Source organism: Streptomyces sp. NPDC043746, assembly GCF_056436485.1.
This window is the reverse complement of sequence record NZ_JBWKCM010000005.1, coordinates 93,585-117,454: the sequence shown is the minus strand read 5'-3', so window position 1 is coordinate 117,454 and position 23,870 is coordinate 93,585. Positions and strand designations below refer to the sequence as shown.

The following is a 23,870-nucleotide window of genomic DNA, read 5'->3' as shown; positions in this document are numbered from 1 at the left end:
AGGTCCCCGCCCTCCTTCGAGGTCGATCACCGTGGATGGGCCATCCCAGATCGCATCGTATCCACCCAGAGGTGATGCGGACACCGAGAGAGGGCAAAGGGCGGGCCGTTTTCCGGCATGCACCGGTGACACGGCCCGCCCTTCATCTGCTTCCCGCAGGAACAAGACTCCTGGAGGTCAGCTCTTGTCGTCGTCGGCCCCCTCGGCGAGCCCACGCTCCAGCACCTTCCCCTCGCCCGGGGCAAGGGAGCCCAGAATCCGCTCCAGATCCTCCATCGAGGCGAACTCGACGGTGATCTTTCCCTTCTTCTGGCCCAGGTCGACCTTCACCCGGGTCTCGAAGCGGTCGGAGAGCCGGGTCGCCAGGTCGGAGAGCGCGGGCGACAGCCGCCCACCGGCCCGGGGTCCCTTCGGCTTCGGTGAGCTGGTGGGCCGCGACCCCATGAGCGTCACGATCTCCTCGACCGCGCGGACCGAGAGCCCCTCCGCCACGATGCGGTGAGCCAGCCGGTCCTGCTCCTCGGAGTCGTCCACCGACAGCAGTGCCCGGGCGTGACCGGCCGAGAGAACGCCCGCAGCCACCCGCCGCTGCACCGGCGGCGAGAGCCGCAGAAGCCGCAGCGTGTTGGAGACCTGAGGCCGGGACCGCCCGATCCGGTCGGCCAGCTGGTCATGGGTGCACTTGAAGTCCTTGAGCAGCTGGTCGTACGCGGCAGCCTCCTCCAGCGGGTTCAGCTGAGCCCGGTGGAGGTTCTCCAGCAGTGCGTCCAGGAGGAGCTTCTCGTCGTCCGTGTCCCGGACGATGGTCGGAATCCGCTCCAGCCCCGCCTCGCGGGAGGCCCGCAGACGACGCTCACCCATGATGAGCTCGTAGCGGTCCGCCCCCACCTTGCGGACGACGACCGGCTGGAGCAGGCCCACCTCCTTGATGGAGGTGACCAGCTCGGCCAGAGCGTCCTCGTCGAACACCTCACGGGGCTGACGGGGGTTCGGCGTGATCGAACCGACGGGTAGCTCGGCGAAGTACGCGCCGGACGTCCCGGTCTCCTGGTCCGGCGCGGAGGCCGGCTCCGGCACCACCGGGGAGGACGGGAGCCCGGTCACCTTCGCGGCCGCCACTCCCCGCTCCGCCGTCAGCACCGGCCCGCCGCCGGAGCCGGTACCGCCACCGGGGCCCGATACCTGCTTCTCCTGGGGAGCGGCGGGGATCAGCGCACCGAGCCCACGCCCCAGCCCTCTACGTCGCTCACTCACTGAATGCCTCCGAAACGTTCTGCTGGCTGTTCTGCAGGCCCGTGTGGGCGTGCTGGGCCTCGTAGTGCACCCCCACGCCCCGCAGGGCGATCTCGCGGGCAGCTTCGAGGTAGGAGAGCGCGCCGCTGGACCCGGGATCGTAGGTCAGCACGGTCTGCCCGTAACTCGGCGCCTCGGAGATGCGCACGGACCGCGGAATACTCGTCCGCAGCACCTCCTTGCCGAAGTGGGTGCGGACCTCCTCGGCGACCTGGGAGGCGAGCCTGGTCCTGCCGTCGTACATGGTCAGCAGGATCGTCGAGACATGGAGCTCAGGGTTCAGGTGGCCCCGCACCAGGTCGACGTTGCGCAGCAGCTGGCCCAGGCCCTCCAGCGCGTAGTACTCGCACTGGATGGGGATCAGCACCTCCGCCCCAGCCACCATCGCGTTCACGGTGAGAAGGCCGAGGGAGGGAGGGCAGTCGATAAGGATGTAGTCCAGCGGCTGCTCGTACGCCTGGATGGCCCGCTGAAGGCGACTCTCGCGCGCCACCAGCGACACCAGCTCGATCTCCGCACCGGCGAGATCGATCGTGGCGGGGGCGCAGAAGAGACCCTCGACGTCCGGGACAGGCTGGACCACTTCGGAGAGCGGACGGCTCTCCACCAGGACGTCGTAGATCGAGGGGACCTCGGAGTGGTGGTCGATCCCCAGGGCCGTGGAGGCATTGCCCTGAGGGTCGAGATCGACCACCAGGACGCGCGCGCCGTGCAGGGCAAGCGAGGCAGCGAGATTGACCGTCGTGGTCGTCTTTCCGACCCCGCCCTTCTGGTTGGCCACCACGATGACGCGGGTCCGGTCAGGGCGAGGCAGACCCTCACCGGCGCGGCCGAGGGCCTCGACCGCCAGCTGAGCGGCACGACCGATGGGCGTGTCGTCCATCGGCGGCGGTGTTTCACGTGAAACACCGTCCCCCAGGGACTCGGTTCGGGGACCGGGGACCGGATCGGTCATCGGTCCCGCGATGTTGGCGTCGGACCGCAACGGTTCACTCTCCTCGACTTCAGGCTCGCAATGAGCAGAGCCTGCCATGCTTTCGGGGTCGTGAACCAGCGAGGCCCGCTGATCTGTGGATGAATCGGCGTGTGTGGACAACTCGGTGACCCGTACGGGTTTCCGGTCGCGCGGTGTGGCAGCCGCACGACCGCGGCCGATGATTCCCTGCAGCAGAGAGCGACGTTTCACGTGAAACACGATGCCCCTGCGGCGCAACTACCGGGTCACGACACTCCGCAGCGGTACGTCCGACCGCCCTCAGCGACGGCGACGGGCGCGCCCCACGCGCGCGGCCTTGGCCCTCTTTGCGGCGAACCTCACACCGCCCGGGCTCTCGCCCACCACCACACGCACCACCGTGGACAGCGGATCGACCACGCCCTCACCTACGTGGAGCACCTCGGCCTCCACCACCCCGAGCTTGCTCAGAGCGGCCTTCGCACCGTTGATCTCCTCCTCGGCCGTGTCGCCCTTCAGCGCGAGCATCTCTCCATACGGCCGCAGCAGGGGCACACCCCAGCCGGCCAGCCGGTCCAGCGGCGCCACGGCACGGGCGGTCACCACATGGACCGGCTGGAGCGTCCCGAGGACCTCCTCGGCCCTCCCGCGCACCACCGTCACATGGTCCAGGCCCAGCAGCTCGACAACCTCCTGGAGGAAGTTCGTCCGGCGGAGCAGCGGCTCCAGCAGGGTGATCTTGAGGTCGGGGCGAACCAGGGCCAGCGGAATACCGGGCAGACCGGCGCCCGAGCCCACATCGCAGACCGTGACGCCTTCGGGCACCACCTCGGAGAGCACCGCGCAGTTCAGCAGATGGCGCTCCCAGAGCCGCGGCACCTCACGCGGTCCGATCAGACCACGCGTCACCCCGGCATCAGCGAGAAGCTCCGCGTACCGGACAGCCTCCGGGAAGAGCGCTCCAAATACCGCCTGCGCCTCTTCAGGTGCCTGGGGAAGCTCTGCAGCATCCGTCACGGGGACCGTCCTTCCGTACCGCACTAGCGCACTGTGGGTGGCTGACTATCAGGCTGACAAAGATCGGCCCCGCCTGCGAACAGACGGGGCCGACAGTACAAGGATCCGGTCAGGCCGGGAGAACGACGACGAAGCGCTGCGGCTCCTCGCCCTCCGACTCGCTCCGGAGGCCGGCTGCGGCGATCGCGTCGTGCACGACCTTGCGCTCGAACGGCGTCATCGGGTCCAGCTTGACCGGCTGGCCCGAGCTCTTGACGTCGTTGGCGGCCTTGGCGCCCAGCTCGGCAAGGATCTCCCGCTTCTTGGCGCGGAAGCCACTGATGTCCAGCATCAGACGACTGCGGTCGCCGGTCTCCCGGTGGACCGCGAGCCGGGTCAGCTCCTGGAGCGCCTCCAGCACCTCACCGTCGCGGCCCACGAGCTTCTGCAGCTCACGCGGGGAGTCGCTGATGATCGATACCGCGGCCCGGTCCGCCTCGACATCCATGTCGATATCGCCGTCGAGGTCGGCGATGTCGAGCAGGCCTTCGAGGTAGTCGGCTGCGATCTCCCCCTCCTGTTCCAGGCGGGTCAGAGTGTCGCTTCCCTCGGCGGCGGCCTTGGAGGTGGTGCCTTCCGTCACGGGTGGACTCCTTCTTACTTCTTGGACGGGTGCTTGGGCCGCTGCGGACCCTTGCGCTGTCCGGACTTGGCTTGGCGTGAGGAGCCGGAGGCGGACTTGCCCGCCGAGGTCGGCTTGTCGTCCTGCGATGCGTCCTGCTTCTCCAGCGAGGTCTTCGAGTCGGCCGCGGACTCGTCCTTGGCACTGCTGGAGGCAGGGGTGTGGCCAGTCGTCTGGCGCTTCGCCTTGGTCTGGCGCTTGGGCTGCTGACGCTTGTGAGCCGAGCCCTCGCCCTCGGGAAGGGCCTCGCCCTTCTTGACGGTGCCGTCCTCCTGGGCCACCAGGCCCAGCTTGCTCAGTCCGGTGATGAACTTGCGCTCGATGTCGTTGCGGTCGGGGCCCTTGGCGACGATCGCCTTGACGGTCCTGCGCTGGGTCCGGCCACGGACCTGGCCGCTGGAATCCACCCGCTTGAGGACCCGCTGGAGGTAGGCGTCCTGGGCCTTGCTGCCCGGCGTCGGGTTCTGGTTGATCACGTACATCTGCTGACCCATGGTCCAGACGTTGGTGGTCAGCCAGTAGACGAGAACACCGACGGGGAAGTTCACACCCATCACGGCGAAGATGACCGGGAAGATGTACATCAGCATCTTCTGCTGCTGCATGTACGGGGTCTTCACCGTCAGGTCGACGTTCTTCGTCATCAGCTGGCGCTGGGTGAAGAACTGCGACGCGGACATCAGCACGATCATCAGCGCGGTGACGATGCGGACATCGGTCAGGGAGGCGTTGAGCGACTCGACCTTGGCGGCACTGTCCATGAACTTGGCGGCCAGCGGGGCGCCGAAGATGTGCGCCTCACGCGCGCTGTCGAGCAGCTGCTGGTCGATCGCGCCGATCTTCTTGCCCGAGGCGATGGACGAGAGCACGTGGTACAGGGCGAAGAAGAACGGGGACTGCGCCAGGATGGGAAGGCACGAGGAGAGCGGGTTGGTGCCCGTCTCCTTGTACAGCTTCATCATCTCTTCGGACTGACGCTGCTTGTCGTTCTTGTAGCGCTCCTGGATCGCCTTCATCTTCGGCTGGAGCACCTGCATGTTGCGGGTCGACTTGATCTGCTTCACGAAGAGCGGGATCAGGCAGATCCGGATCAGCACCACCAGGGACACGATGGACAGGCCCCAGGCCCACCCCGAGTCATCGCCGAAGATCGCTCCGTAGACCTTGTGGAACTGGACGATGATCCATGAGACAGGCGTGGTGATAAAGCTGAACAGACTGGCAATCGTGTCCACTAATCAGGCTCCTTGAGCATTGGGCGAGGTCTCTGCGGCCGGGCTCGGAGGTTCGGAGACCGACCCCCCGGACGGCACACCAGTGGCGGGCTCCCCGCCCTTGCCGCCGCGCAGACCGTTGCGCAGCAGCTGGTGCCACCGCGGACGCTTGCGTGGCGGGACATGGTCCACACCGCCGGGTGACCACGGATTGCACCTCAGGATGCGCCAGGCGGTCAGCGCTGTTCCCTTGATCGCACCGTGCCGGTCGACAGCCGTATATCCGTAGTGGGAGCACGACGGGTAGTAACGGCATACGGGCCCGAGGAGTGGGCTGATCGTCCACTGGTACAGCTTGATGAGGGCAAGCAGCGGGTACTTCATCTCGCGCCCCCTCCCAGCAACCGCCGAAGGGCGGCATCCAGGTCTCGGGCCAGCTGTGCATGATCGGCGTCGCCCGCACCGGGCAGCGCTCGTACGACAACAAGGCTACCGGGGGGCAGCTGTGCCAGCCGGTCGCGGACCAGGTGGCGAAGCCTCCGCTTCACCGCGGTGCGGACGACCGCACCTCCCACCGCTTTGCTGACAACGAAACCCGCACGCGGCGCGGGGAGAGTCTCCCCCGTCACGTGCGGGTCCGTTTCACCGCTGCGTAGATGGACGACGAGCAGGGGACGCCCGGCTCGGCGTCCTCGTCGTACCGCGGTCGCGAAGTCCTCGCGCCGCCTCAGCCGATTCTCGGTAGGCAGCACAGCATGGACCTGTGAGCGATCAGGCGGACAGGCTGCTGCGGCCCTTGGCACGGCGGTTGGCGAGGATCGCACGGCCGGCACGGGTACGCATGCGCAGACGGAAGCCGTGGGTCTTGGCGCGACGGCGGTTGTTCGGCTGGAAGGTGCGCTTGCTCACTCGGGGGCTCCAGAAATGATTCGTGTCTTGGCGGGACATCGCCTGGCTGTCACCGTGCGCCCACGAGGAACTCGCGTAAACGCCTTAGTGCACCGCTTCACAATCACAGGATCGTGATCTTTGCCCATCGGAGGCAGGCGGCAGCAGCCATCGACAACTCGACCTGGTCACGGTACGCGCGGCTACGCCATCCGGTCAAACCAGCTCCACGCGGCCCTCCATTGTGCACAGGCTGTGGACAACAACTTGAACCACGCGCCCCGGCCTGACTACCGTGGCTGAACTCCGGATTCTTTTCCTTCCCGACTGCCGGGCCTCACCCGTCCCGACCCATCCCGTCCCGAGAACCACACATTCGTGGGACATGCGAGAGAGCGTGCCTTGTGGCTGACGTACCTGCCGATCTTGCCGCAGTGTGGCCACGAGTGCTGGAACAACTCCTCGGAGAGGGCCAGCAGGGTATCGAGCCGAAGGACAAGCAGTGGATCGAGCGCTGCCAGCCGCTGGCGCTCGTCGCCGACACCGCACTCCTGGCCGTCCCCAACGAATGGGGCAAGCGCGTGCTGGAGGGCCGCCTCGCGCCGCTCATCAGCGAGACGCTGACCCGCGAGTGCGGCCGCCCCATCCGGATCGCGATCACCGTCGACGACTCCGCCGGTGAAGCGCCGACGCCCCCGCCGCACCAGAACCAGCGGGGCCACCGCTACCCGGGGCAGCAGCGCGAGGACGCGCACACCGACACGTACGACGGCTACGGCCACCGGCCCTCCGACGACGGCATGCCGACGGCCCGCCCGGCCTACCCCGAATACCAGCAGCAGCGCCCAGAGCCGGGCGCCTGGCCGCGTACCCAGGAGGACCTCTCCTGGCAGCAGCCGCAGCACGGGGGGTACCGGGACCGCGAGCAGCCCGCGTCCGACAGCTACCGCGAGCCCGAGCCCTACCGCGACCAGCCCGCCGAGCAGTGGCGGGAGCCCTACGGCACCGGCCGCCCGCAGCAGTCGCAGCACGACTACCGGCCGCAGCCGCCCGAGCGCCAGGGGTACGAGCAGCAGCGCGACCCGCACGACCAGCAGCACCGCCCCGGTTCGCCGGGCCCCGGCCCCGGGCGCGCCGGCGGTTCGGTGCCCGGCCCGATGGGCGCCCAGCCGGCCCCCGCGCCGGGGCCCGGCGAGCCGCACGCCCGGCTGAACCCGAAGTACCTCTTCGACACCTTCGTCATCGGCGCGTCCAACCGGTTCGCCCACGCCGCCGCCGTCGCGGTGGCCGAGGCACCGGCCAAGGCGTACAACCCCCTCTTCATCTACGGGGAGTCGGGGCTCGGCAAGACCCACCTGCTGCACGCGATCGGGCACTACGCGCGCAGCCTCTACCCGGGCACCCGGGTGCGGTACGTGAGCTCGGAGGAGTTCACCAACGAGTTCATCAACTCGATCCGCGACGGCAAGGGCGACACCTTCCGCAAGCGGTACCGCGATGTCGACATCCTGCTCGTCGACGACATCCAGTTCCTGGCGAGCAAGGAGTCGACGCAGGAGGAGTTCTTCCACACCTTCAACACGCTGCACAACGCGAACAAGCAGATCGTGCTCTCCTCTGACCGGCCGCCCAAGCAGCTGGTGACGCTGGAGGACCGGTTGCGCAACCGCTTCGAGTGGGGACTGACCACCGACGTCCAGCCGCCCGAGCTGGAGACCCGGATCGCCATCCTCCGTAAGAAGGCGGTGCAGGAGCAGCTGAACGCGCCGCCGGAGGTGCTGGAGTTCATCGCCTCGCGCATCTCGCGCAACATCCGTGAACTGGAGGGCGCCCTGATCCGGGTGACGGCCTTCGCCTCGCTCAACCGGCAGCCGGTGGACCTCGGGCTGACCGAGATCGTGCTCAAGGACCTGATCCCGGGCGGCGAGGAGTCGGCCCCGGAGATCACCGCACCGGCGATCATGGCGGCCACCGCGGACTACTTCGGCCTCACCGTGGAGGATCTCTGCGGATCCTCGCGCAGCCGGGTCCTGGTGACGGCCCGCCAGATCGCCATGTACCTCTGCCGGGAACTCACCGATCTCTCGCTGCCGAAGATCGGCGCGCAGTTCGGCGGACGCGACCATACGACGGTGATGCACGCGGACCGGAAGATCCGGGCTCTGATGGCGGAGCGCCGCTCCATCTACAACCAGGTCACCGAACTCACCAACCGCATCAAGAACGGCTGACACCGGCCCGCGGCACCGCTCAACGCCTGCTGCCGCCCGCCCGTCAGAACTCCCCGTGCGCTCGAAGGGCGTCTCGCCAGGACCTCGAACGGTCCGTGCGAGGCGCCCTTCGCCGCTTCCGAAGCCTTCCCGGGGCCTCCCGGGGCTTCCCGAACCCTTCCCGAGGTCTTCCGGCGACCTCCCGAAGCCTCCCCGGGGCCTCCCGGGGCTCTCTCCGATGCCTGCCGGGGCCCTCCCGGAGTCCTGCCACCGCCCCCGCCCGGACCGGCACTGTTCGAATACGGCCTGCTCAGCGGCCCTTCTCCACAGATGTGTGAACTTTCTTCCGTCCACAACCTGGGGACCGAGGAGTTGTCCATATTGCGTCCACAGGCAGGGGAGCCAATACTCCATCGGGCCAGGTCACATGGTTGGGGATTTGTGGTCAACCGTGATCCACAGCCTGTGGACAGAATCTTCGTCCACAGGAGGTCGTCCCAGTTGTCCACCGGCGGCCCACAGGGCGGATGATGTTGTCCCCAGCTTCCCCGGGCTTCTCCACACCTGTGTCCACTGTTCGGCAACGCAACACCCGCTCTCACCGCCCGGAGTGAAAGGCGTCACACCAAGCTGCCTGATTGGGCTGTGGGGAACGTGGGTAAAGCTGGGGACAGGCCTGGGGAGAAGCAGCCCCCTCCTGTGCATCAGGTGTGCACAACTTCCGCCTGTCCACAGAAGCACCCGGTTGTCCACTGCTGCCGCCCACAGGGCCGGTGGACAAAAAACCGGTACTGACCTGCGCAAACACCGTTATCCACGGTTTCCACAAGGCCTACTACTACTACCACTCAGAGTTAGCCAGGAATCCGCTTCGAAGTGGGGCCTGTGTACAACTCGAGGAGCGAGCGCTTCACCTCGTTCGGCTCGACTTGACCCCGAGCAGCAACGACTGTCGGTGCCGTGCGTCAGACTGGACCCCGGAGCCCGGCCCCGCCGTCGGCAGGGAGGCTCCGGTCCAGACGACGAAGGCCAGCAGGGCGAGCGAGCAAAGCAGGAGGCGGTTCCGGTGAAGATCCGGGTGGAGCGCGATGTACTCGCGGAGGCGGTGGCCTGGGTGGCCCGCAGCCTCCCGGCCCGTCCGCCGGCGCCCGTTCTCGCGGGCCTTCTGCTGAAGGCCGAGGACGGCGCCCTCTCCTTCTCCAGCTTCGACTACGAGGTCTCGGCCAAGGTCTCCGTGGACGCGGAGGTCGACGAGGACGGCACGGTGCTGGTCTCCGGCCGGCTGCTCGCCGACATCTGCCGCGCCCTGCCCAACCGCCCGGTGGAGATCTCCACCGACGGTGTCCGGGCCACGGTGGTCTGCGGCTCCTCGCGCTTCACCCTCCACACACTGCCTGTGGAGGAGTACCCGGCGCTGCCGCAGATGCCGACCGCCACGGGCACCGTCCCCGGTGAGGTCTTCGCCTCGGCCGCCGCCCAGGTCGCCATCGCCGCGGGCCGCGACGACACGCTGCCGGTGCTGACCGGTGTGCGCATCGAGATCGAGGGCGACACCGTCACCCTCGCCTCCACCGACCGCTACCGCTTCGCGGTCCGCGAGTTCCTCTGGAAGCCCGAAGACCCGGAGGCCTCCGCGGTCGCCCTGGTGCCCGCCAAGACGCTCCTGGACACCGCCAAGGCGCTCACCAGCGGTGACACGGTCACCCTGGCGCTCTCCGGCTCCGGTGCCGGAGAGGGCCTGATCGGTTTCGAGGGCGCGGGGCGCACGACCACCACCCGGCTGCTCGAGGGCGACCTGCCGAAGTACCGCACGCTCTTCCCCACCGAGTTCAACTCGGTCGCGGTCATCGAGACGGCCCCCTTCGTCGAGGCCGTCAAGCGTGTGGCCCTGGTCGCCGAGCGCAACACCCCCGTCCGGCTCAGCTTCGAGCAGGGCGTGCTCATCCTGGAGGCCGGCTCCAGCGACGACGCACAGGCTGTGGAACGCGTCGACGCGGTGCTGGAGGGCGACGACATCTCGATCGCCTTCAACCCGACGTTCCTGCTGGACGGGCTGAGCGCGATCGACTCCCCGGTCGCCCAGCTCTCCTTCACCACGTCCACCAAGCCCGCCCTGCTGAGCGGGCGCCCGGCCGTGGACGCCGAGGCGGACGAGGCGTACAAGTACCTGATCATGCCGGTGCGTCTCTCCGGCTGATCGGACGGTCCTCGGTGGGCCCGTCCGTCGAGGAGCGGGCCCACCGCGCTGTCCCGGCCGTGCTCCGGCCCGCCGGGCGTAGGCTCGGACCCGGGCGGGCAACGCCCCGACGCTATCGCCACGACGCTTAAGGAAATCTCTGATGGAGCTCGGTCTCGTCGGCCTCGGCAAGATGGGCGGCAACATGCGCGAGCGCATCCGCCGCGCAGGCCACACCGTCATCGGTTACGACCGCAACCCGGATGTCTCCGATGTCCACAGCCTCGAAGAGCTTGTGGGCAAGCTGAAGGGCCCGCGGGTCGTCTGGGTCATGGTCCCGGCCGGCGCGGCGACCCAGTCCACCATCGACGAGCTCGCCGAGCTGCTCTCGCCCGGCGACGTCGTCGTCGACGGCGGGAACTCGCGCTGGACCGACGACGAGAAGCACGCCGTCGAGCTGGGCCTCAAGGAGATCGGCTTCGTCGACTGCGGCGTCTCCGGCGGTGTCTGGGGCCTGGAGAACGGCTACGCCCTGATGTACGGCGGCAGCCAGGAGAACGTGGCGAAGGTCCAGCCGATCTTCGACGCGCTCAAGCCCGAGGGCGACTTCGGTTCCGTCCACGCGGGCAAGGTCGGCGCCGGCCACTTCGCGAAGATGGTCCACAACGGCATCGAGTACGCCATGATGCAGGCCTACGCCGAGGGCTGGGAGCTGCTGGAGAAGGTCGACTCCGTCACCGACGTACGCGAGGTCTTCCGCTCCTGGCAGGAGGGCACGGTCATCCGCTCCTGGCTGCTCGACCTCGCGGTCAACGCCCTGGACGACGACGAGCACCTGGACAGGCTCAAGGGGTACGCCGCCGACTCGGGCGAGGGCCGCTGGACGGTGGAGGCCGCCATCGACAACGCGGTGCCGCTGCCCGCGATCACGGCGTCCCTGTTCGCCCGGTTCGCCTCGCGCCAGGACGACTCCCCGCAGATGAAGATGATCGCCGCGCTGCGCAACCAGTTCGGCGGCCACGCGGTCGAGTCCAAGCCCGGGAACTGATCGGTCCGCCGGCCGCGCGCCGGTAGCACAACCATCTGCGAAGCACTGTCGGGAGAGGTCGGCCACCATGCACGTCACGCATCTCTCGCTGGCCGACTTCCGCTCGTACGCCCGGGTCGAGGTTCCCCTCGACCCGGGCGTCACCGCGTTCGTGGGGCCGAACGGGCAGGGCAAGACCAATCTCGTCGAGGCGATCGGCTATCTCGCCACCCTCGGCAGCCACCGGGTCTCCTCGGACGCCCCGCTGGTGCGGATGGGCGCCGAGCGGGCCGTGATCCGGGCGGCGGTGACCCAGGGCGAGCGCTCGCAGCTGATCGAGCTGGAGCTGAACCCCGGCCGCGCCAACCGGGCCCGTATCAACAGGTCCTCGCAGGTCAGACCGCGTGACGTGCTCGGAATCGTACGGACCGTGCTCTTCGCGCCGGAGGACCTCGCCCTGGTCAAGGGCGACCCGGGGGAGCGGCGGCGGTTCCTGGACGAGCTGGTCACCGCCCGCTCGCCCCGGATGGCCGGGGTCCGCTCCGACTACGAGCGGGTGCTCAAGCAGCGCAACACCCTGCTGAAGTCCGCCGCGATGGCCCGCCGCCACGGCGGCCGATCCATGGACCTGTCCACCCTCGACGTCTGGGACCAGCACCTGGCCCGGGTGGGTGCCGAGCTGCTCGCACAGCGCCTGGACCTGATCGCCACGCTCCAGCCGCTGGCCGACAAGGCGTACGGGGACGTGGCGCCGGGCGGCGGCCCCGTGTCGCTGGAGTACCGCAGCTCGGTGGGCGAGGACGTGGCGGCGGGTCGCACCCGCGAGGAGCTGTACGCGCAGGTGATCGGGGCGCTCGCCGGGGTCCGGAAGCAGGAGGTCGAGCGCGGGGTGACGCTGGTGGGCCCGCACCGGGACGACCTGGCCCTGAGCCTGCGCGGGATGCCCGCGAAGGGGTACGCGAGCCACGGCGAGTCCTGGAGCTACGCGCTGGCGCTGCGGCTGGCCAGTTACGAGCTGCTCCGTGCCGAGGGCAACGAGCCGGTGCTCGTCCTGGACGACGTCTTCGCCGAGCTGGACGCCCGCCGCCGGGAGCGGCTGGCGGAGCTGGTGGCTGCGGGCGAGCAGGTGCTCGTGACGGCGGCTGTGGCGGAGGACGTGCCGGGTGCCCTGGCGGGTGTGCGGTACGCGGTGTCGGCGGGCGAGGTGGCGCGAGCATGACCGGCCGGGACGAGGCGGCGGGGCGCCCGGGAGCCTCCGGCGCGTACGGTGCCCGAGGGGCGCACGGTGTGTCCGGCGGCGCGGGGGGCAGGACCCGTACCGACGGCGGCGGTGCTTTCGGTGGTACGGGGGCCGCGTCCCGTACCACCGGTACTTCCGGTGGCGCCCCCGCGGTTACGTCGGCAACCGGCGGCGCCCCCGCGTCGGCCGAGCCGGGCACGTCGCCCGAGCCGTCCGGGGTGGATCTCGCCCGGGTCGCGCTGCGGGCTGCGAAGGAGCAGGCGCGGGCGCGGGGGGCGGCTGCCCAGCAGCGCAAGCAGGCCCGGCGGGGCGGCGGGCTGCGTTCCGGTGCCCGCTCGGACGGGCGCGATCCGCAGCCGCTGGGCTCCGCGATCAACCGGCTGATCACCGAGCGCGGCTGGGAGACCCCGGCGGTGGTCGGCGGTGTGATGGGCCGGTGGCCGCAGATCGTGGGCGAGGATCTGGCCAACCACTGCGTGCCGCTGCGCTACGACGAGGACCCGGCCGCGCGGGTGCTCACTGTGAGCTGCGACTCCACGGCCTGGGCGACGCAGCTGCGGCTGCTGGCACCCCAGCTGGTGGCCCGGCTCAACGCGGACCTGGGGCAGGGCACCGTACGGATGATCAAGGTGGTCGGCCCGGGGGGTCCGGAGCGCCGCTTCGGGCCGCTGCGGGCGCCCGGCAGCATGGGGCCCGGCGACACCTACGGATGAGGGCTCCGGCGTCTCCCGTTCGCTGATCGAATCGTCAAAGCGCAACTCTGAGCTGCACCTTTGGCTGAATTTTGTCGTGTCCCTGATCTTCGTGAGGGCTGCTGCGAGGCTGCGCGAAGAGCGGTTCGGGCTGTCGGGAGCAACCGATTTGCCAGCTTCTGTCCCGACGGAAACCGGGTGGTCCGGACGGAGCGTCCCTCACCGTAGCGGGAGGTTGACAGGTCGAAGCGCTCAATGCCCGTCAGGGCCTCTTGGGGACCCTCCCTGAATATGGGGAGTCGTCAACCGCTGATTCAGGGCGGCACATGCGTACTCAGGTACCGGCAAACCCCCATTCATGTCAGTGCTACCGGTAGACTGGTGAGTAATCCCGCCGATGAGGCGGGAGTCGTCGATACAAGCCGAACGACGCAGCCGACCCCGCCTGTCCGGAGGACGGCCTGTGCTGTGCCAGAAAGGGCGCTTCGTGGCCGATTCCGGCAACCCCAACGAGAACATCCCGTCCACAGCCGGTGAGAACGGCGAGGTCACCGCCTCGTACGACGCCAGCGCGATCACCGTGCTGGAAGGGCTGGACGCGGTCCGCAAGCGACCCGGCATGTACATCGGCTCGACCGGTGAGCGCGGTCTGCACCACCTCGTGCAGGAGGTCGTCGACAACTCCGTCGACGAGGCGATGGCCGGCCACGCGGACACCATCGACGTCACGATCCTCGCCGACGGCGGCGTGCGCGTCATCGACAACGGCCGTGGCATCCCGGTCGACATCGTGCCGTCCGAAGGCAAGCCGGCCGTCGAGGTCGTCCTCACCGTGCTGCACGCGGGGGGCAAGTTCGGAGGCGGCGGCTACGCGGTCTCCGGCGGTCTGCACGGTGTCGGCGTCTCCGTCGTCAACGCCCTGTCGACCCGGGTCGCGGTAGAGGTCAAGCGCGACGGATACCGCTGGACCCAGGACTACAAGCTCGGTGTCCCCACCGCCCCGCTGGCCAAGCAGGAGGCCACGGACGAGTCCGGCACGACGGTCACCTTCTGGGCCGACGGGGACATCTTCGAGACCACCGAGTACAGCTTCGAGACCCTCTCGCGCCGCTTCCAGGAGATGGCGTTCCTCAACAAGGGGCTCACCCTCAAGCTGACCGACGAGCGCGAGTCGGCGAAGGCCACGGCGGGCGCCGACAGCGCCGAGGCGACCGAGGTCCCCGCGGAGGAGGCGACGCGGTCCGTCACGTACCACTACGAGAACGGCATCGTCGACTTCGTCAAGTACCTCAACTCCCGCAAGGGCGACGTCATTCACCAGTCGGTGATCGACATCGAGGCCGAGGACAAGGACCGGCTCCTCTCGGTCGAGATCGCCATGCAGTGGAACACGCAGTACACCGAGGGGGTCTACTCCTTCGCCAACGCGATCCACACGCACGAGGGCGGTACGCACGAGGAGGGCTTCCGCGCCGCGCTGACCTCCCTGGTCAACCGGTACGCGCGCGACAAGAAGCTGCTGCGCGACAAGGACGACAACCTCACGGGCGAGGACGTCCGCGAGGGTCTGACCGCGATCATCTCGGTGAAGCTGGGCGAGCCGCAGTTCGAGGGCCAGACCAAGACCAAGCTGGGCAACACGGAGGCCAAGACCTTCGTGCAGAAGGTCGTCCACGAGCAGCTGACGGACTGGTTCGACCGGAACCCGAACGAGGCCGCCGACATCATCCGCAAGGGCATCGCCGCCTCGACCGCCCGGGTGGCGGCCCGCAAGGCGCGTGACCTGACCCGGCGCAAGGGGCTCCTGGAGAGCGCCTCGCTGCCGGGCAAGCTGAGCGACTGCCAGTCGAACGACCCCACCAAGTGCGAGATCTTCATCGTCGAGGGTGACTCCGCCGGCGGTTCGGCCAAGTCCGGCCGCAACCCGATGTACCAGGCGATCCTGCCCATCCGCGGCAAGATCCTGAACGTCGAGAAGGCGCGGATCGACAAGATCCTCCAGAACACCGAGGTCCAGGCGCTGATCTCGGCGTTCGGCACCGGGGTCCACGAGGACTTCGACATCGAGAAGCTCCGGTATCACAAGATCATTCTGATGGCGGACGCCGACGTCGACGGCCAGCACATCAACACCCTGCTGCTGACCTTCCTCTTCCGCTTCATGCGGCCGCTGGTGGAGCAGGGCAACGTCTACCTCTCCCGCCCGCCGCTCTACAAGATCAAGTGGGGCCGGGACGACTTCGAGTACGCGTACTCGGACCGGGAGCGCGACGCCCTCGTGGCGCTCGGCAAGCAGAACGGCAAGCGGATCAAGGAAGACTCGATCCAGCGCTTCAAGGGCCTCGGCGAGATGAACGCCGAGGAGCTGCGCATCACCACCATGGACGTCGACCACCGGGTCCTCGGCCAGGTCACGTTGGACGACGCGGCGCAGGCCGACGACCTGTTCTCGGTGCTCATGGGTGAGGACGTCGAGGCGCGGCGCTCGTTCATCCAGCGCAATGCCAAGGACGTCCGCTTCCTCGACATCTGAGTCGGCCGCCCCCGCGACGCCGCAGCTCGAAAGGACTTTGACCAGCAATGGCCGACGAGAACACCCCTGTGACACCCGAACCCGCGCTGCCCGACGAGGAGGGCACGGTCCCCGGCGTGGGGATGCGTGTCGAGCCCGTCCAGCTCGAGACGGAGATGCAGCGCTCCTACCTCGACTACGCGATGTCCGTCATCGTCTCGCGTGCGCTCCCCGACGTACGGGACGGCCTCAAGCCCGTCCACCGCCGGGTGCTGTACGCGATGTACGACGGCGGCTACCGCCCCGAGAAGGGGTTCTACAAGTGCGCCCGCGTCGTCGGTGACGTCATGGGCACGTACCACCCGCACGGCGACTCCTCCATCTACGACGCCCTGGTGCGCCTCGCGCAGCACTGGTCGATGCGGATGCCGCTGGTGGACTCCAACGGCAACTTCGGTTCCCCGGGCAACGACCCGGCCGCCGCCATGCGGTACACCGAGTGCAAGATGATGCCGCTGTCCATGGAGATGGTCCGGGACATCGACGAGGAGACCGTCGACTTCCAGGACAACTACGACGGCCGCAACCAGGAGCCGACGGTCCTGCCGGCGCGCTTCCCGAACCTGCTGGTCAACGGCTCCGCGGGTATCGCGGTCGGTATGGCGACCAACATCCCGCCGCACAACCTGCGCGAGGTCGCCGCCGGAGCCCAGTGGTACCTGGAGCACCCCGAGGCCTCCCACGAGGAGCTGCTGGACGCGCTGATCGAACGCATCAAGGGCCCCGACTTCCCCACCGGCGCGCTGGTCGTGGGCCGCAAGGGCATCGAGGAGGCGTACCGCACCGGGCGCGGCTCGATCACCATGCGCGCGGTCGTCGCGGTCGAGGAGATCCAGGGCCGCCAGTGCCTGGTCGTCACGGAGCTTCCGTACCAGACCAACCCCGACAACCTCGCGCAGAAGATCGCCGACCTGGTCAAGGACGGCAAGGTCGGCGGCATCGCGGACGTCCGCGACGAGACCTCCTCCCGTACGGGACAGCGCCTGGTCGTCGTCCTCAAGCGGGACGCGGTCGCCAAGGTCGTGCTGAACAACCTGTACAAGCACACCGACCTCCAGACGAACTTCGGCGCCAACATGCTGGCGCTGGTCGACGGCGTGCCGCGCACGCTCTCGATCGACGCGTTCATCCGCCACTGGGTGACGCACCAGATCGAGGTCATCGTCCGGCGGACCAGGTTCCGGCTGCGCAAGGCCGAGGAGCGGGCGCACATCCTGCGCGGCCTGCTGAAGGCCCTGGACGCCATCGACGAGGTCATCGCCCTCATCCGCCGCTCGAACACGGTGGAGATCGCGCGCGAGGGCCTGATGGGCCTGCTGGAGATCGACGAGCTCCAGGCCAACGCGATCCTGGAGATGCAGCTGCGCCGACTGGCCGCGCTGGAGCACCAGAAGATCACCGCCGAGCACGACGAGCTCCAGGCGAAGATCAACGAGTACAACCAGATCCTGGCCTCGCCCGCCAAGCAGCGCGGGATCGTCAGCGAGGAGCTGGCCGCGATCGTCGAGAAGTTCGGCGACGACCGGCGGACCAAGCTGGTGCCCTTCGAAGGCGACATGTCCATCGAGGACCTGATCGCCGAGGAGGACATCGTCGTCACGATCTCCCGCAGCGGCTATGTGAAGCGCACCAAGACGGACGACTACCGCTCGCAGAAGCGGGGCGGCAAGGGCGTGCGCGGGACGAAGCTCAGGGAAGACGACATCGTCGACCACTTCTTCGTCTCCACCACCCACCACTGGCTGCTGTTCTTCACCAACAAGGGCCGGGTCTACCGGGCGAAGGCGTACGAGCTTCCCGACGCCGGCCGGGACGCGCGCGGCCAGCACGTCGCCAACCTGCTGGCCTTCCAGCCGGACGAGAAGATCGCCCAGATCCTCGCGATCCGCGACTACGAGGCCGTGCCCTATCTGATCCTGGCGACGAAGGGCGGTCTCGTGAAGAAGACCGCGCTCAAGGACTACGACTCCCCGCGCTCCGGCGGTGTCATCGCGATCAACCTGCGCGAGACGGCGGACGGCGGCGACGACGAGCTGATCGGCGCCGAGCTGGTGTCGGCGGAGGACGATCTGCTGCTCATCAGCAAGAAGGCGCAGTCGATCCGGTTCACCGCGACGGACGACGCGCTCCGTCCGATGGGCCGTGCCACCTCGGGCGTCAAGGGCATGAGTTTCCGCGAGGGAGACGAACTGCTCTCGATGAATGTCGTCCGGCCCGGTACGTTCGTGTTCACCGCTACCGACGGCGGGTACGCCAAGCGCACCCCCGTCGACGAGTACCGCGTCCAGGGTCGCGGCGGTCTCGGCATCAAGGCTGCCAAGATCGTCGAGGACCGGGGCTCGCTCGTCGGTGCGCTGGTGGTCGAGGAGAGCGACGAGATCCTCGCCATCACGCTCGGCGGCGGTGTGATTCGTACGCGAGTCAATGAAGTCAGGGAGACGGGCCGTGACACCATGGGCGTCCAACTGATCAATCTGGGCAAGCGGGATGCCGTCGTCGGCATCGCGCGCAACGCCGAGGCCGGTCGCGAGGCGGAAGAGGTCGACGGGACCGATGACGCCGAGGGCGAGACGGCCGAGGCCCACGCCGCGAGCGTGGTAGAGGGCACTGTCGAGGGCACGGAGTCCTCGACCGGGGAGCACGAGGAGTAAGAGCGTGAGTGGAGCCACGGGCGCCGGTTCGGCCGCTTCCGGAGCAGGAGCGAACGGTGCCCGTGGCCCTGCCACGGACTCCCAAGGGGGCACTGTGACGGACACACGAGGGCCTCAGCCCCAGTACGAGGGTTACGCGACCGGGCCCCTGCCCGGCGAGCGTGAGCCCGCACCGGGGCCGTCGGGGCCGTACCACCCGCCCCAGGCGTACCAGGCGCCCGGCGGGGACACCCAGGGCGGCCAGCGCCCCGGACAGGGCGGCGGGGGCACCCTGGGCGGCGCGCAGGCGACCCGCAAGCCGCGCACGGGGGCGCGCACCACTCCGCGTACCCGAAAGGCCCGTCTGCGGGTGGCCAAGGCCGACCCGTGGTCGGTGATGAAGGTCAGTTTCCTGCTCTCCATCGCGCTGGGCATCTGCACGGTGGTGGCGGCGGCGATCCTGTGGATGGTCATGGACGCGATGGGCGTCTTCTCCACCGTGGGCGGCACGATCAGCGAGGCCACCGGCTCCAACGAGAGCAACGGCTTCGACCTGCAGTCGTTCCTCTCGCTGCCGCGGGTGCTCATCTTCACCTCGGTCATCGCCGTGATCGACGTGGTGCTGGCCACCGCGCTGGCCACGCTGGGCGCCTTCATCTACAACCTGTCGGCGGGCTTCGTGGGCGGCGTCGAGCTGACGCTGGCGGAGGACGAGTAGTCCGGCGGGTATCGATTTTGGGACTGGCCCCGACGTGCGCTAATCTTCAGAAGTCAGCGCAGAGCAGCACAGCGCGGCGGGGCTATAGCTCAGTTGGTTAGAGCGCATCCCTGATAAGGATGAGGCCACAGGTTCAAATCCTGTTAGCCCCACAGTGCACAGCAGTTACCGAGAGGCCCTTCCCGCACGGGAGGGGCCTCTCGGCGTGACGGGGGGTGTGGTGTGGGCAGGGCGGCGGGGAACGGCAGGGGGATGTCCGTACCGCGTCTGCGACTGGGCGGGGTCGTGGCGCGTGGAGCGGTGTACGGAATGGGCGCGGCGGTCTGTCTGACCGTCACCGCGCTCGTCCTGCCGGACCGTGACGCCCGGACCGACCTGCTGGAGGCCGTCGCCTTCCTGGGGCTCGTGGCCGGCGCGGTCTCGCTGCTGACCGGGCTGTTCTTCTGGGCGTGCTCTTCGGGGGAGGTGCTGCGGTGGCGGGACTTCTTCCGTACGACCGGCCCCTCGGAGGTGATCGCCGTTCTCGCGCCCTGTCTGGTCCGCGTCGGAGTCCTCCTGCTCGTGCCCGTGCCGGTCGCCGTCGTCCTGGGGCGGCTCGTCGGGTAGGACCCGGGCACGGGAAGAGGCCCCCGGCCGGTGTGAACCGGACCAGGGGCCCCGGAGTACGGCGGGTGCCGGGAGGATCAGGGAGGTGGCACCGGGGAGTCGCCTTCCGGGGCGGTGTGGTGCGGGGCGGTGGTGCGGACGGTGGCCGCCGGGTCGGCCGACAGGTGGCGGGTGGCCGGGGAGGAGCCGTGGGCCTCGGCCCGGATGCGCTGCTTCATCGTGGGCGGCAGGGCCCGGTCACGCGGAAGGGTCCATCGCACCGAGGGGGCGAGTGGGGTTGCCGCCGTGGCGCCCCTGTGCTCCTGGGCCGCGCTGCTCGGCTGCGCCGGGGCGTTCGTGGCGTTCGCGGTGCTCGCCGTGGCGGTGGCGAGGCCCAGCGAGGCGAGCAGGGCGAAGAAGGCGGTGATGAAGGCGGTCCAGATGCTCTTGGGCGTGAAGGTGCTCATGGCCCCTCGCTTTCGGGTGGTCCGGTTGCTGACTTCTCCGATCATGTGGATCCGGGCCGGGATTCCGGGGAGCGACGCCCACGCTGCGCCGATCTTCGGATTAACACCACTCATATGGTGCAACCAGGCCTGACGGGCCGTCCGGAACGTGCCCGGCGGGTCGGCAGGAGGCCGCCGGGGTGCCGGGAACGGGCTGCTTTCGGGTTCCAGGCAGGTCACCGATCGGTATCGGCCGGTGTGTATAGTCGGCGGCAGAAGGCCCCTATTCCAAGGAAAGACGAGGTCGCGCGGTGAAGAAGCTTCTCCTGGTCGCACTGGCTGCCATCGGCGGGCTCCTCGTGTACCGCCAGATCCAGGCGGATCGCGCCGAGCAGGACCTGTGGACGGAGGCGACCGACTCCGTGCCCGCAGGTTCGGGTGTGTGAGACGACAGACTCTGTTACGGGCCCCGGTCGCTGAAGCGGCCGGGGCTTCGTGCTGTCCGGGGCGTTCCGTGGAGCGTCTGTGCGCGGGGGCGCGTCGTCGCGTGACGGTGACGGGTCCATCGTGAGTTCGCCTGAGCAAATCGATTGCTTGCTTGAGCGAATAGGCTGGTCGGCTTCCGGAGGGGCGACGCGTTCGGCGGCCATGGTCGGTTCCGGACAAGCGGGGCAATCCGGTTCCGGCCGGAGACAGCGGTGGCGCGGGCGGGGCAGGATGGACCGGCATTGCGGCCATGGCGACGACGAGGGGAACCGCGTGAAGAGGCAGCGCAACAGGGGGCGGGCGATGCTGGCGGTCTTCGCCGCGGTGTGCGCGGTGGCGGCACTGCCGGGGCAGGCGTACGCGGCCGGCCCGCCGGCGTACGCCTTCGATCCCGACGCGAAGCGGGTGCAGGGCGCGGAACTCAACGCCGAGGCATCGGTCCTGCAGCCGGGGACGGTGTACCGCAGCTCGATCGAGCCGGGCCAGAAGCTCTACTACCGGGTGAAGCTCGATGGTGCCACCGACGCCTATGTCTCGGCCGTCGCCGTGCCCAGGAGCGACGGGTCGGTGGCGTACGGGGACGGGATCACGGTCAGCATCCGGGACCTCAACGACTCCCGGTGCAGCTCCAACCGGAACACCTTCGGCTCGGGCGAGGCTCCCCGGCCGATCGCCGCGTACGCCTACCGCACCATCGGCAAGGGGACGAGCACCACCTGTCGGGACGCCGGCCCGTACGACGTCCTCGTCGAGCGCGAGAGCAAGGACAGCTCCAGCCCCGAGGCCTGGGACCTGGAGCTGCGTTTCGCGCAGGAGCCCGGGGTGCGGAGCGGCGGGCCCACGGAGACGTCCGCGCCGAAGGGCTGGCCCTCCAGCACACCCGCCCCGCCGGACGCGGAGGCGCAGAAGCGTACGGGCGGCAGCAGTTACTACGATGCCACCAGCCTGGAGACCGGCGAGTGGGTCGACGCCATCGCCCCGGGCCAGACCCGCTTCTACCGGGTGCCGGTGGACTGGGGGCAGCAGATCTACGCCTCCGCCGCACTCAGCAACTCCCCGGGCGGCAGCGGCGAGTTCATCGGCAGCGCGCTCACCCTCTCGCTCGACAACCCGGCCCAGGGCCACGTCGTGGACACGTCCCTCTCGTACTCCGGAAAGTCCGCGACCACGGCGCTGAAGCCGCTGCCGCCGGTGGCGTACCGCAATCGGTACGACTTCAACTCCCGGGTCGGCGCGATGCGGTTCGCGGGTTGGTACTACCTGTCGGTGACGCTCAGCCCGAAGGTCGCCGAGAGCTACGGAAATGACCCGATCGCGCTGACGATGACGGTCCAGGTGAAGAACGAGGCCGGCGCGTCGCCGTACGAGGGTGACCCCGGGATCTTCGCCGTGACCGAGAAGGACAAGGAGCTGGCCCAGCGCGGCGACAGCGCCCCCAAGGCCGCGAAGAGCGCCACGATGCAGGTGGTCGCGGCAGGGGCGCTCGGGACGGGCGCCGTGCTGGTGCTCGGCCTCGGCGGCTGGACGCTGCTGGCCCGCCGCAGGGCGGCCGCGTCGGTGACCGGTGGTCCCGGGGGGCCTGCTCCGGGGCACCAGCAGCCGCCTTATGGGGGACCGCCGCAGCAGGGCTGGTGACGGGCCCGTCCGTCACCCCTCCCGCACCTGGGTCACCTACACCTGGGTCAGCGCCCAGATACCGACCGCGAAGCAGATCAGCGCCGCGACCAGCACCAGGACCGCCACCTTCGGGGGCGGTCCCGGCCGCGCCTGCTGCTTCTGCCGCGCGGGCGCGGGGGCGGGCGCATGTGCCGCGAGGGGGTGGTGCTGGGCCGTGGAGGGCCTGGTGGCCGACGCGTCCCGCGGCACGCCGGAGGTCGGGGCCTGGGCGAGGTCCGGGGCTGCGACGGCGTACGGGTTCGGGGGCGCCGCGGGCGTGGGTGCGGGCGCCGGCCGGTGGAACGGGGGCTGGTGCTGCGGCGGGGCCGGTGCGGGCGCCGGCGTGTGGCGCAGGGGCTGCTGGGGCGGGGGTGCCAGGTGGAAGCTGCCGGTCTCAGACATGGAGACGGGCGGCGGCGTCGGCAGGGACGGCTCCTGGGCGGGCGGCTGAGGCGTCGAGAGGGACGGCTGGGACTCCTGAGGTGCCTGGGGCGTCCCGGCGGGCTTCACGGGCGCCTCGGGGCCGTCGGGGCCGAACCCCGGGGGCAGCGGGCCGATCTGGTCGAACACCTCCACCGGCTCGTCGTCCGGCCCCGGTTCGGGAAGCATCTCGACCGCCGCGGTCAGCGCCTTGCGCGCCCCCGTCGCCGTACGGAACCGGGCCTGCGGGTCCGGCTGCAGGAGGCCGGCGAGCACCTGCCAGAGCGGCTCGGGGATGCCTTCGGGGGCGCTCGGGGTGCCGTGGGCGGCGAAGTGCTCCACCAGCGCCTGGGAGTCGGGCTTGCGGCCCTGGAGGAGGTAGAGGGCGACCAGGCCGACCGCGAAGAGGTCCGCGGGGAAGTCGGGTTCGGCGCCCATCATCTGCTCGGGGGCGAAGTAACCGGGCGTGCCCACCACGTAGTTGGTCTCGGTCAGCCGGGGTTCGCCCTTGCGCATCGAGATGCCGAAGTCGGAGAGGCGAAGATGCGGGCGGCCCGAACCGGTCGCCTCCATCAGGATGTTGGCCGGCTTGATGTCCCGATGGACGACCCCCTCGGAGTGCACCGTGGAGAGGCCGGAGAGCAGCTGGTCCAGGAGCAGGCAGACGAAACGCGGGGGCAACGGCCCGTAGTCGCCTATGACGTGGGCGAGCGAACCGCCGCTCACCAGGTCCATGGTGAACAGGACCTTGTCGTCGTCGGCGGCCCAGCTGGCCGGGGCCAGCACGTGCGGGTGCTCGATGCGCAGCGCCTGCTCGCGGACGAAGCGCAGCAGCGTGTGCGCGTCGCTCTGCTGCAGGACCTTGGCCGCGACGTACCTGCGGCGCCGGTGGTCCCAGGCCCGCCAGACGGCGCCGACCCCACCACGCCCGATCGGATCGATCAGCTCGTACCGACCGGCGAAGACCTCACCCATTGCGCTGTG

At 69.5% G+C, this 23,870-nt stretch carries 21 protein-coding genes and 1 tRNA gene; 12 read left to right on the top strand and 10 right to left on the bottom strand.

Annotated features, from left to right (window positions below; all coding sequences use genetic code 11):
* Positions 1 to 177: 177 nt before the first annotated feature.
* The 8 genes from AC0682_RS07870 to rpmH form a co-directional block, all read right to left on the bottom strand.
* Complete coding sequence (locus AC0682_RS07870; RefSeq protein WP_254812124.1) at positions 178 to 1,254, bottom strand: ParB/RepB/Spo0J family partition protein; 1,077 nt, start codon at positions 1,252 to 1,254, stop codon at positions 178 to 180.
* Positions 1,247 to 2,326 carry a ParA family protein gene (locus AC0682_RS07865; RefSeq protein ID WP_401685008.1) on the bottom strand — a complete coding sequence of 360 codons (1,080 nt, stop codon included), beginning with the start codon at positions 2,324 to 2,326 and terminating at the stop codon, positions 1,247 to 1,249. Before AC0682_RS07865 ends, AC0682_RS07870 begins: the two co-directional genes overlap by 8 nt.
* Positions 2,327 to 2,548: 222 nt before the next feature.
* On the bottom strand, positions 2,549 to 3,265 hold the full coding sequence (rsmG, locus tag AC0682_RS07860) for a 16S rRNA (guanine(527)-N(7))-methyltransferase RsmG (protein WP_478531578.1): 717 nt from the start codon (positions 3,263 to 3,265) through the stop codon (positions 2,549 to 2,551).
* 109 nt (positions 3,266 to 3,374) lie between these two features.
* Positions 3,375 to 3,887 carry a Jag family protein gene (locus AC0682_RS07855; protein ID WP_254812125.1) on the bottom strand — a complete coding sequence of 171 codons (513 nt, stop codon included), beginning with the start codon at positions 3,885 to 3,887 and terminating at the stop codon, positions 3,375 to 3,377.
* A 14-nt stretch (positions 3,888 to 3,901) separates the two neighbouring features.
* Positions 3,902 to 5,161, bottom strand: a complete 1,260-nt coding sequence (yidC, locus tag AC0682_RS07850) for a membrane protein insertase YidC (RefSeq protein ID WP_478531577.1) — start codon at positions 5,159 to 5,161, stop codon at positions 3,902 to 3,904.
* Positions 5,162 to 5,164: 3 nt separating this feature from the next.
* A complete protein-coding gene (gene yidD, locus AC0682_RS07845) occupies positions 5,165 to 5,524 on the bottom strand; it encodes a membrane protein insertion efficiency factor YidD (RefSeq protein ID WP_478531575.1) in 360 nt (119 codons plus the stop codon).
* Positions 5,521 to 5,892: a ribonuclease P protein component gene (gene rnpA / locus AC0682_RS07840; RefSeq protein WP_254812128.1), complete on the bottom strand. Its 372-nt coding sequence runs from the start codon at positions 5,890 to 5,892 to the stop codon at positions 5,521 to 5,523. Before rnpA ends, yidD begins: the two co-directional genes overlap by 4 nt.
* Before the next feature lie 19 nt (positions 5,893 to 5,911).
* Positions 5,912 to 6,049, bottom strand: a complete 138-nt coding sequence (gene rpmH, locus AC0682_RS07835; RefSeq protein ID WP_018489831.1) for a 50S ribosomal protein L34 — start codon at positions 6,047 to 6,049, stop codon at positions 5,912 to 5,914.
* Between the two features lie 383 nt (positions 6,050 to 6,432).
* Between rpmH and dnaA the strand changes: the two genes are divergently transcribed.
* The 10 genes from dnaA to AC0682_RS07785 all read left to right on the top strand — a co-directional run bounded on the left by dnaA (position 6,433) and on the right by AC0682_RS07785 (position 19,899).
* Positions 6,433 to 8,259: a chromosomal replication initiator protein DnaA gene (dnaA, locus tag AC0682_RS07830; RefSeq protein WP_478531574.1), complete on the top strand. Its 1,827-nt coding sequence runs from the start codon at positions 6,433 to 6,435 to the stop codon at positions 8,257 to 8,259.
* Positions 8,260 to 9,304: 1,045 nt separating this feature from the next.
* Complete coding sequence (gene dnaN / locus AC0682_RS07825; protein WP_254812129.1) at positions 9,305 to 10,435, top strand: DNA polymerase III subunit beta; 1,131 nt, start codon at positions 9,305 to 9,307, stop codon at positions 10,433 to 10,435.
* 142 nt (positions 10,436 to 10,577) lie between these two features.
* On the top strand, positions 10,578 to 11,462 hold the full coding sequence (gene gnd / locus AC0682_RS07820) for a phosphogluconate dehydrogenase (NAD(+)-dependent, decarboxylating) (protein ID WP_254812130.1): 885 nt from the start codon (positions 10,578 to 10,580) through the stop codon (positions 11,460 to 11,462).
* A gap of 67 nt (positions 11,463 to 11,529) precedes the next feature.
* A complete protein-coding gene (gene recF, locus AC0682_RS07815) occupies positions 11,530 to 12,660 on the top strand; it encodes a DNA replication/repair protein RecF (protein ID WP_254812131.1) in 1,131 nt (376 codons plus the stop codon).
* Positions 12,661 to 12,899: 239 nt separating this feature from the next.
* Positions 12,900 to 13,394 carry a DciA family protein gene (locus AC0682_RS07810; RefSeq protein WP_478531748.1) on the top strand — a complete coding sequence of 165 codons (495 nt, stop codon included), beginning with the start codon at positions 12,900 to 12,902 and terminating at the stop codon, positions 13,392 to 13,394.
* A gap of 442 nt (positions 13,395 to 13,836) precedes the next feature.
* Entirely contained in the window at positions 13,837 to 15,906 is a 2,070-nt protein-coding gene (gene gyrB, locus AC0682_RS07805) for a DNA topoisomerase (ATP-hydrolyzing) subunit B (RefSeq protein ID WP_254812133.1), read from the top strand.
* Between the two features lie 47 nt (positions 15,907 to 15,953).
* On the top strand, positions 15,954 to 18,596 hold the full coding sequence (gene gyrA / locus AC0682_RS07800; protein ID WP_478531572.1) for a DNA gyrase subunit A: 2,643 nt from the start codon (positions 15,954 to 15,956) through the stop codon (positions 18,594 to 18,596).
* Positions 18,597 to 18,690: 94 nt separating this feature from the next.
* Positions 18,691 to 19,293, top strand: a complete 603-nt coding sequence (locus tag AC0682_RS07795) for a DUF3566 domain-containing protein (RefSeq protein ID WP_254812135.1) — start codon at positions 18,691 to 18,693, stop codon at positions 19,291 to 19,293.
* A 78-nt stretch (positions 19,294 to 19,371) separates the two neighbouring features.
* Positions 19,372 to 19,445, top strand: a tRNA-Ile gene (locus AC0682_RS07790).
* 100 nt (positions 19,446 to 19,545) lie between these two features.
* The gene (locus AC0682_RS07785) at positions 19,546 to 19,899 is read left to right on the top strand and encodes a DUF6336 family protein (RefSeq protein WP_478531570.1); all 354 of its coding nucleotides are present in this window, start codon (positions 19,546 to 19,548) and stop codon (positions 19,897 to 19,899) included.
* Positions 19,900 to 19,976: 77 nt separating this feature from the next.
* Here AC0682_RS07785 and AC0682_RS07780 read toward each other — a convergent pair whose 3' ends face one another.
* Positions 19,977 to 20,345, bottom strand: coding sequence for a DUF6344 domain-containing protein (locus AC0682_RS07780; RefSeq protein ID WP_254812137.1), 369 nt, complete (start codon positions 20,343 to 20,345; stop codon positions 19,977 to 19,979).
* 290 nt (positions 20,346 to 20,635) lie between these two features.
* Between AC0682_RS07780 and AC0682_RS07775 the strand changes: the two genes are divergently transcribed.
* Entirely contained in the window at positions 20,636 to 20,770 is a 135-nt protein-coding gene (locus AC0682_RS07775) for a DLW-39 family protein (RefSeq protein ID WP_003958712.1), read from the top strand.
* Between the two features lie 343 nt (positions 20,771 to 21,113).
* The gene (locus AC0682_RS07770) at positions 21,114 to 22,445 is read left to right on the top strand and encodes a hypothetical protein (protein ID WP_478531747.1); all 1,332 of its coding nucleotides are present in this window, start codon (positions 21,114 to 21,116) and stop codon (positions 22,443 to 22,445) included.
* A gap of 36 nt (positions 22,446 to 22,481) precedes the next feature.
* On the opposite strand, the gene AC0682_RS07765 is transcribed toward AC0682_RS07770, so the two are convergent.
* Complete coding sequence (locus AC0682_RS07765) at positions 22,482 to 23,861, bottom strand: serine/threonine protein kinase (protein ID WP_478531569.1); 1,380 nt, start codon at positions 23,859 to 23,861, stop codon at positions 22,482 to 22,484.
* Between the last annotated feature and the right edge of the window lie 9 nt (positions 23,862 to 23,870).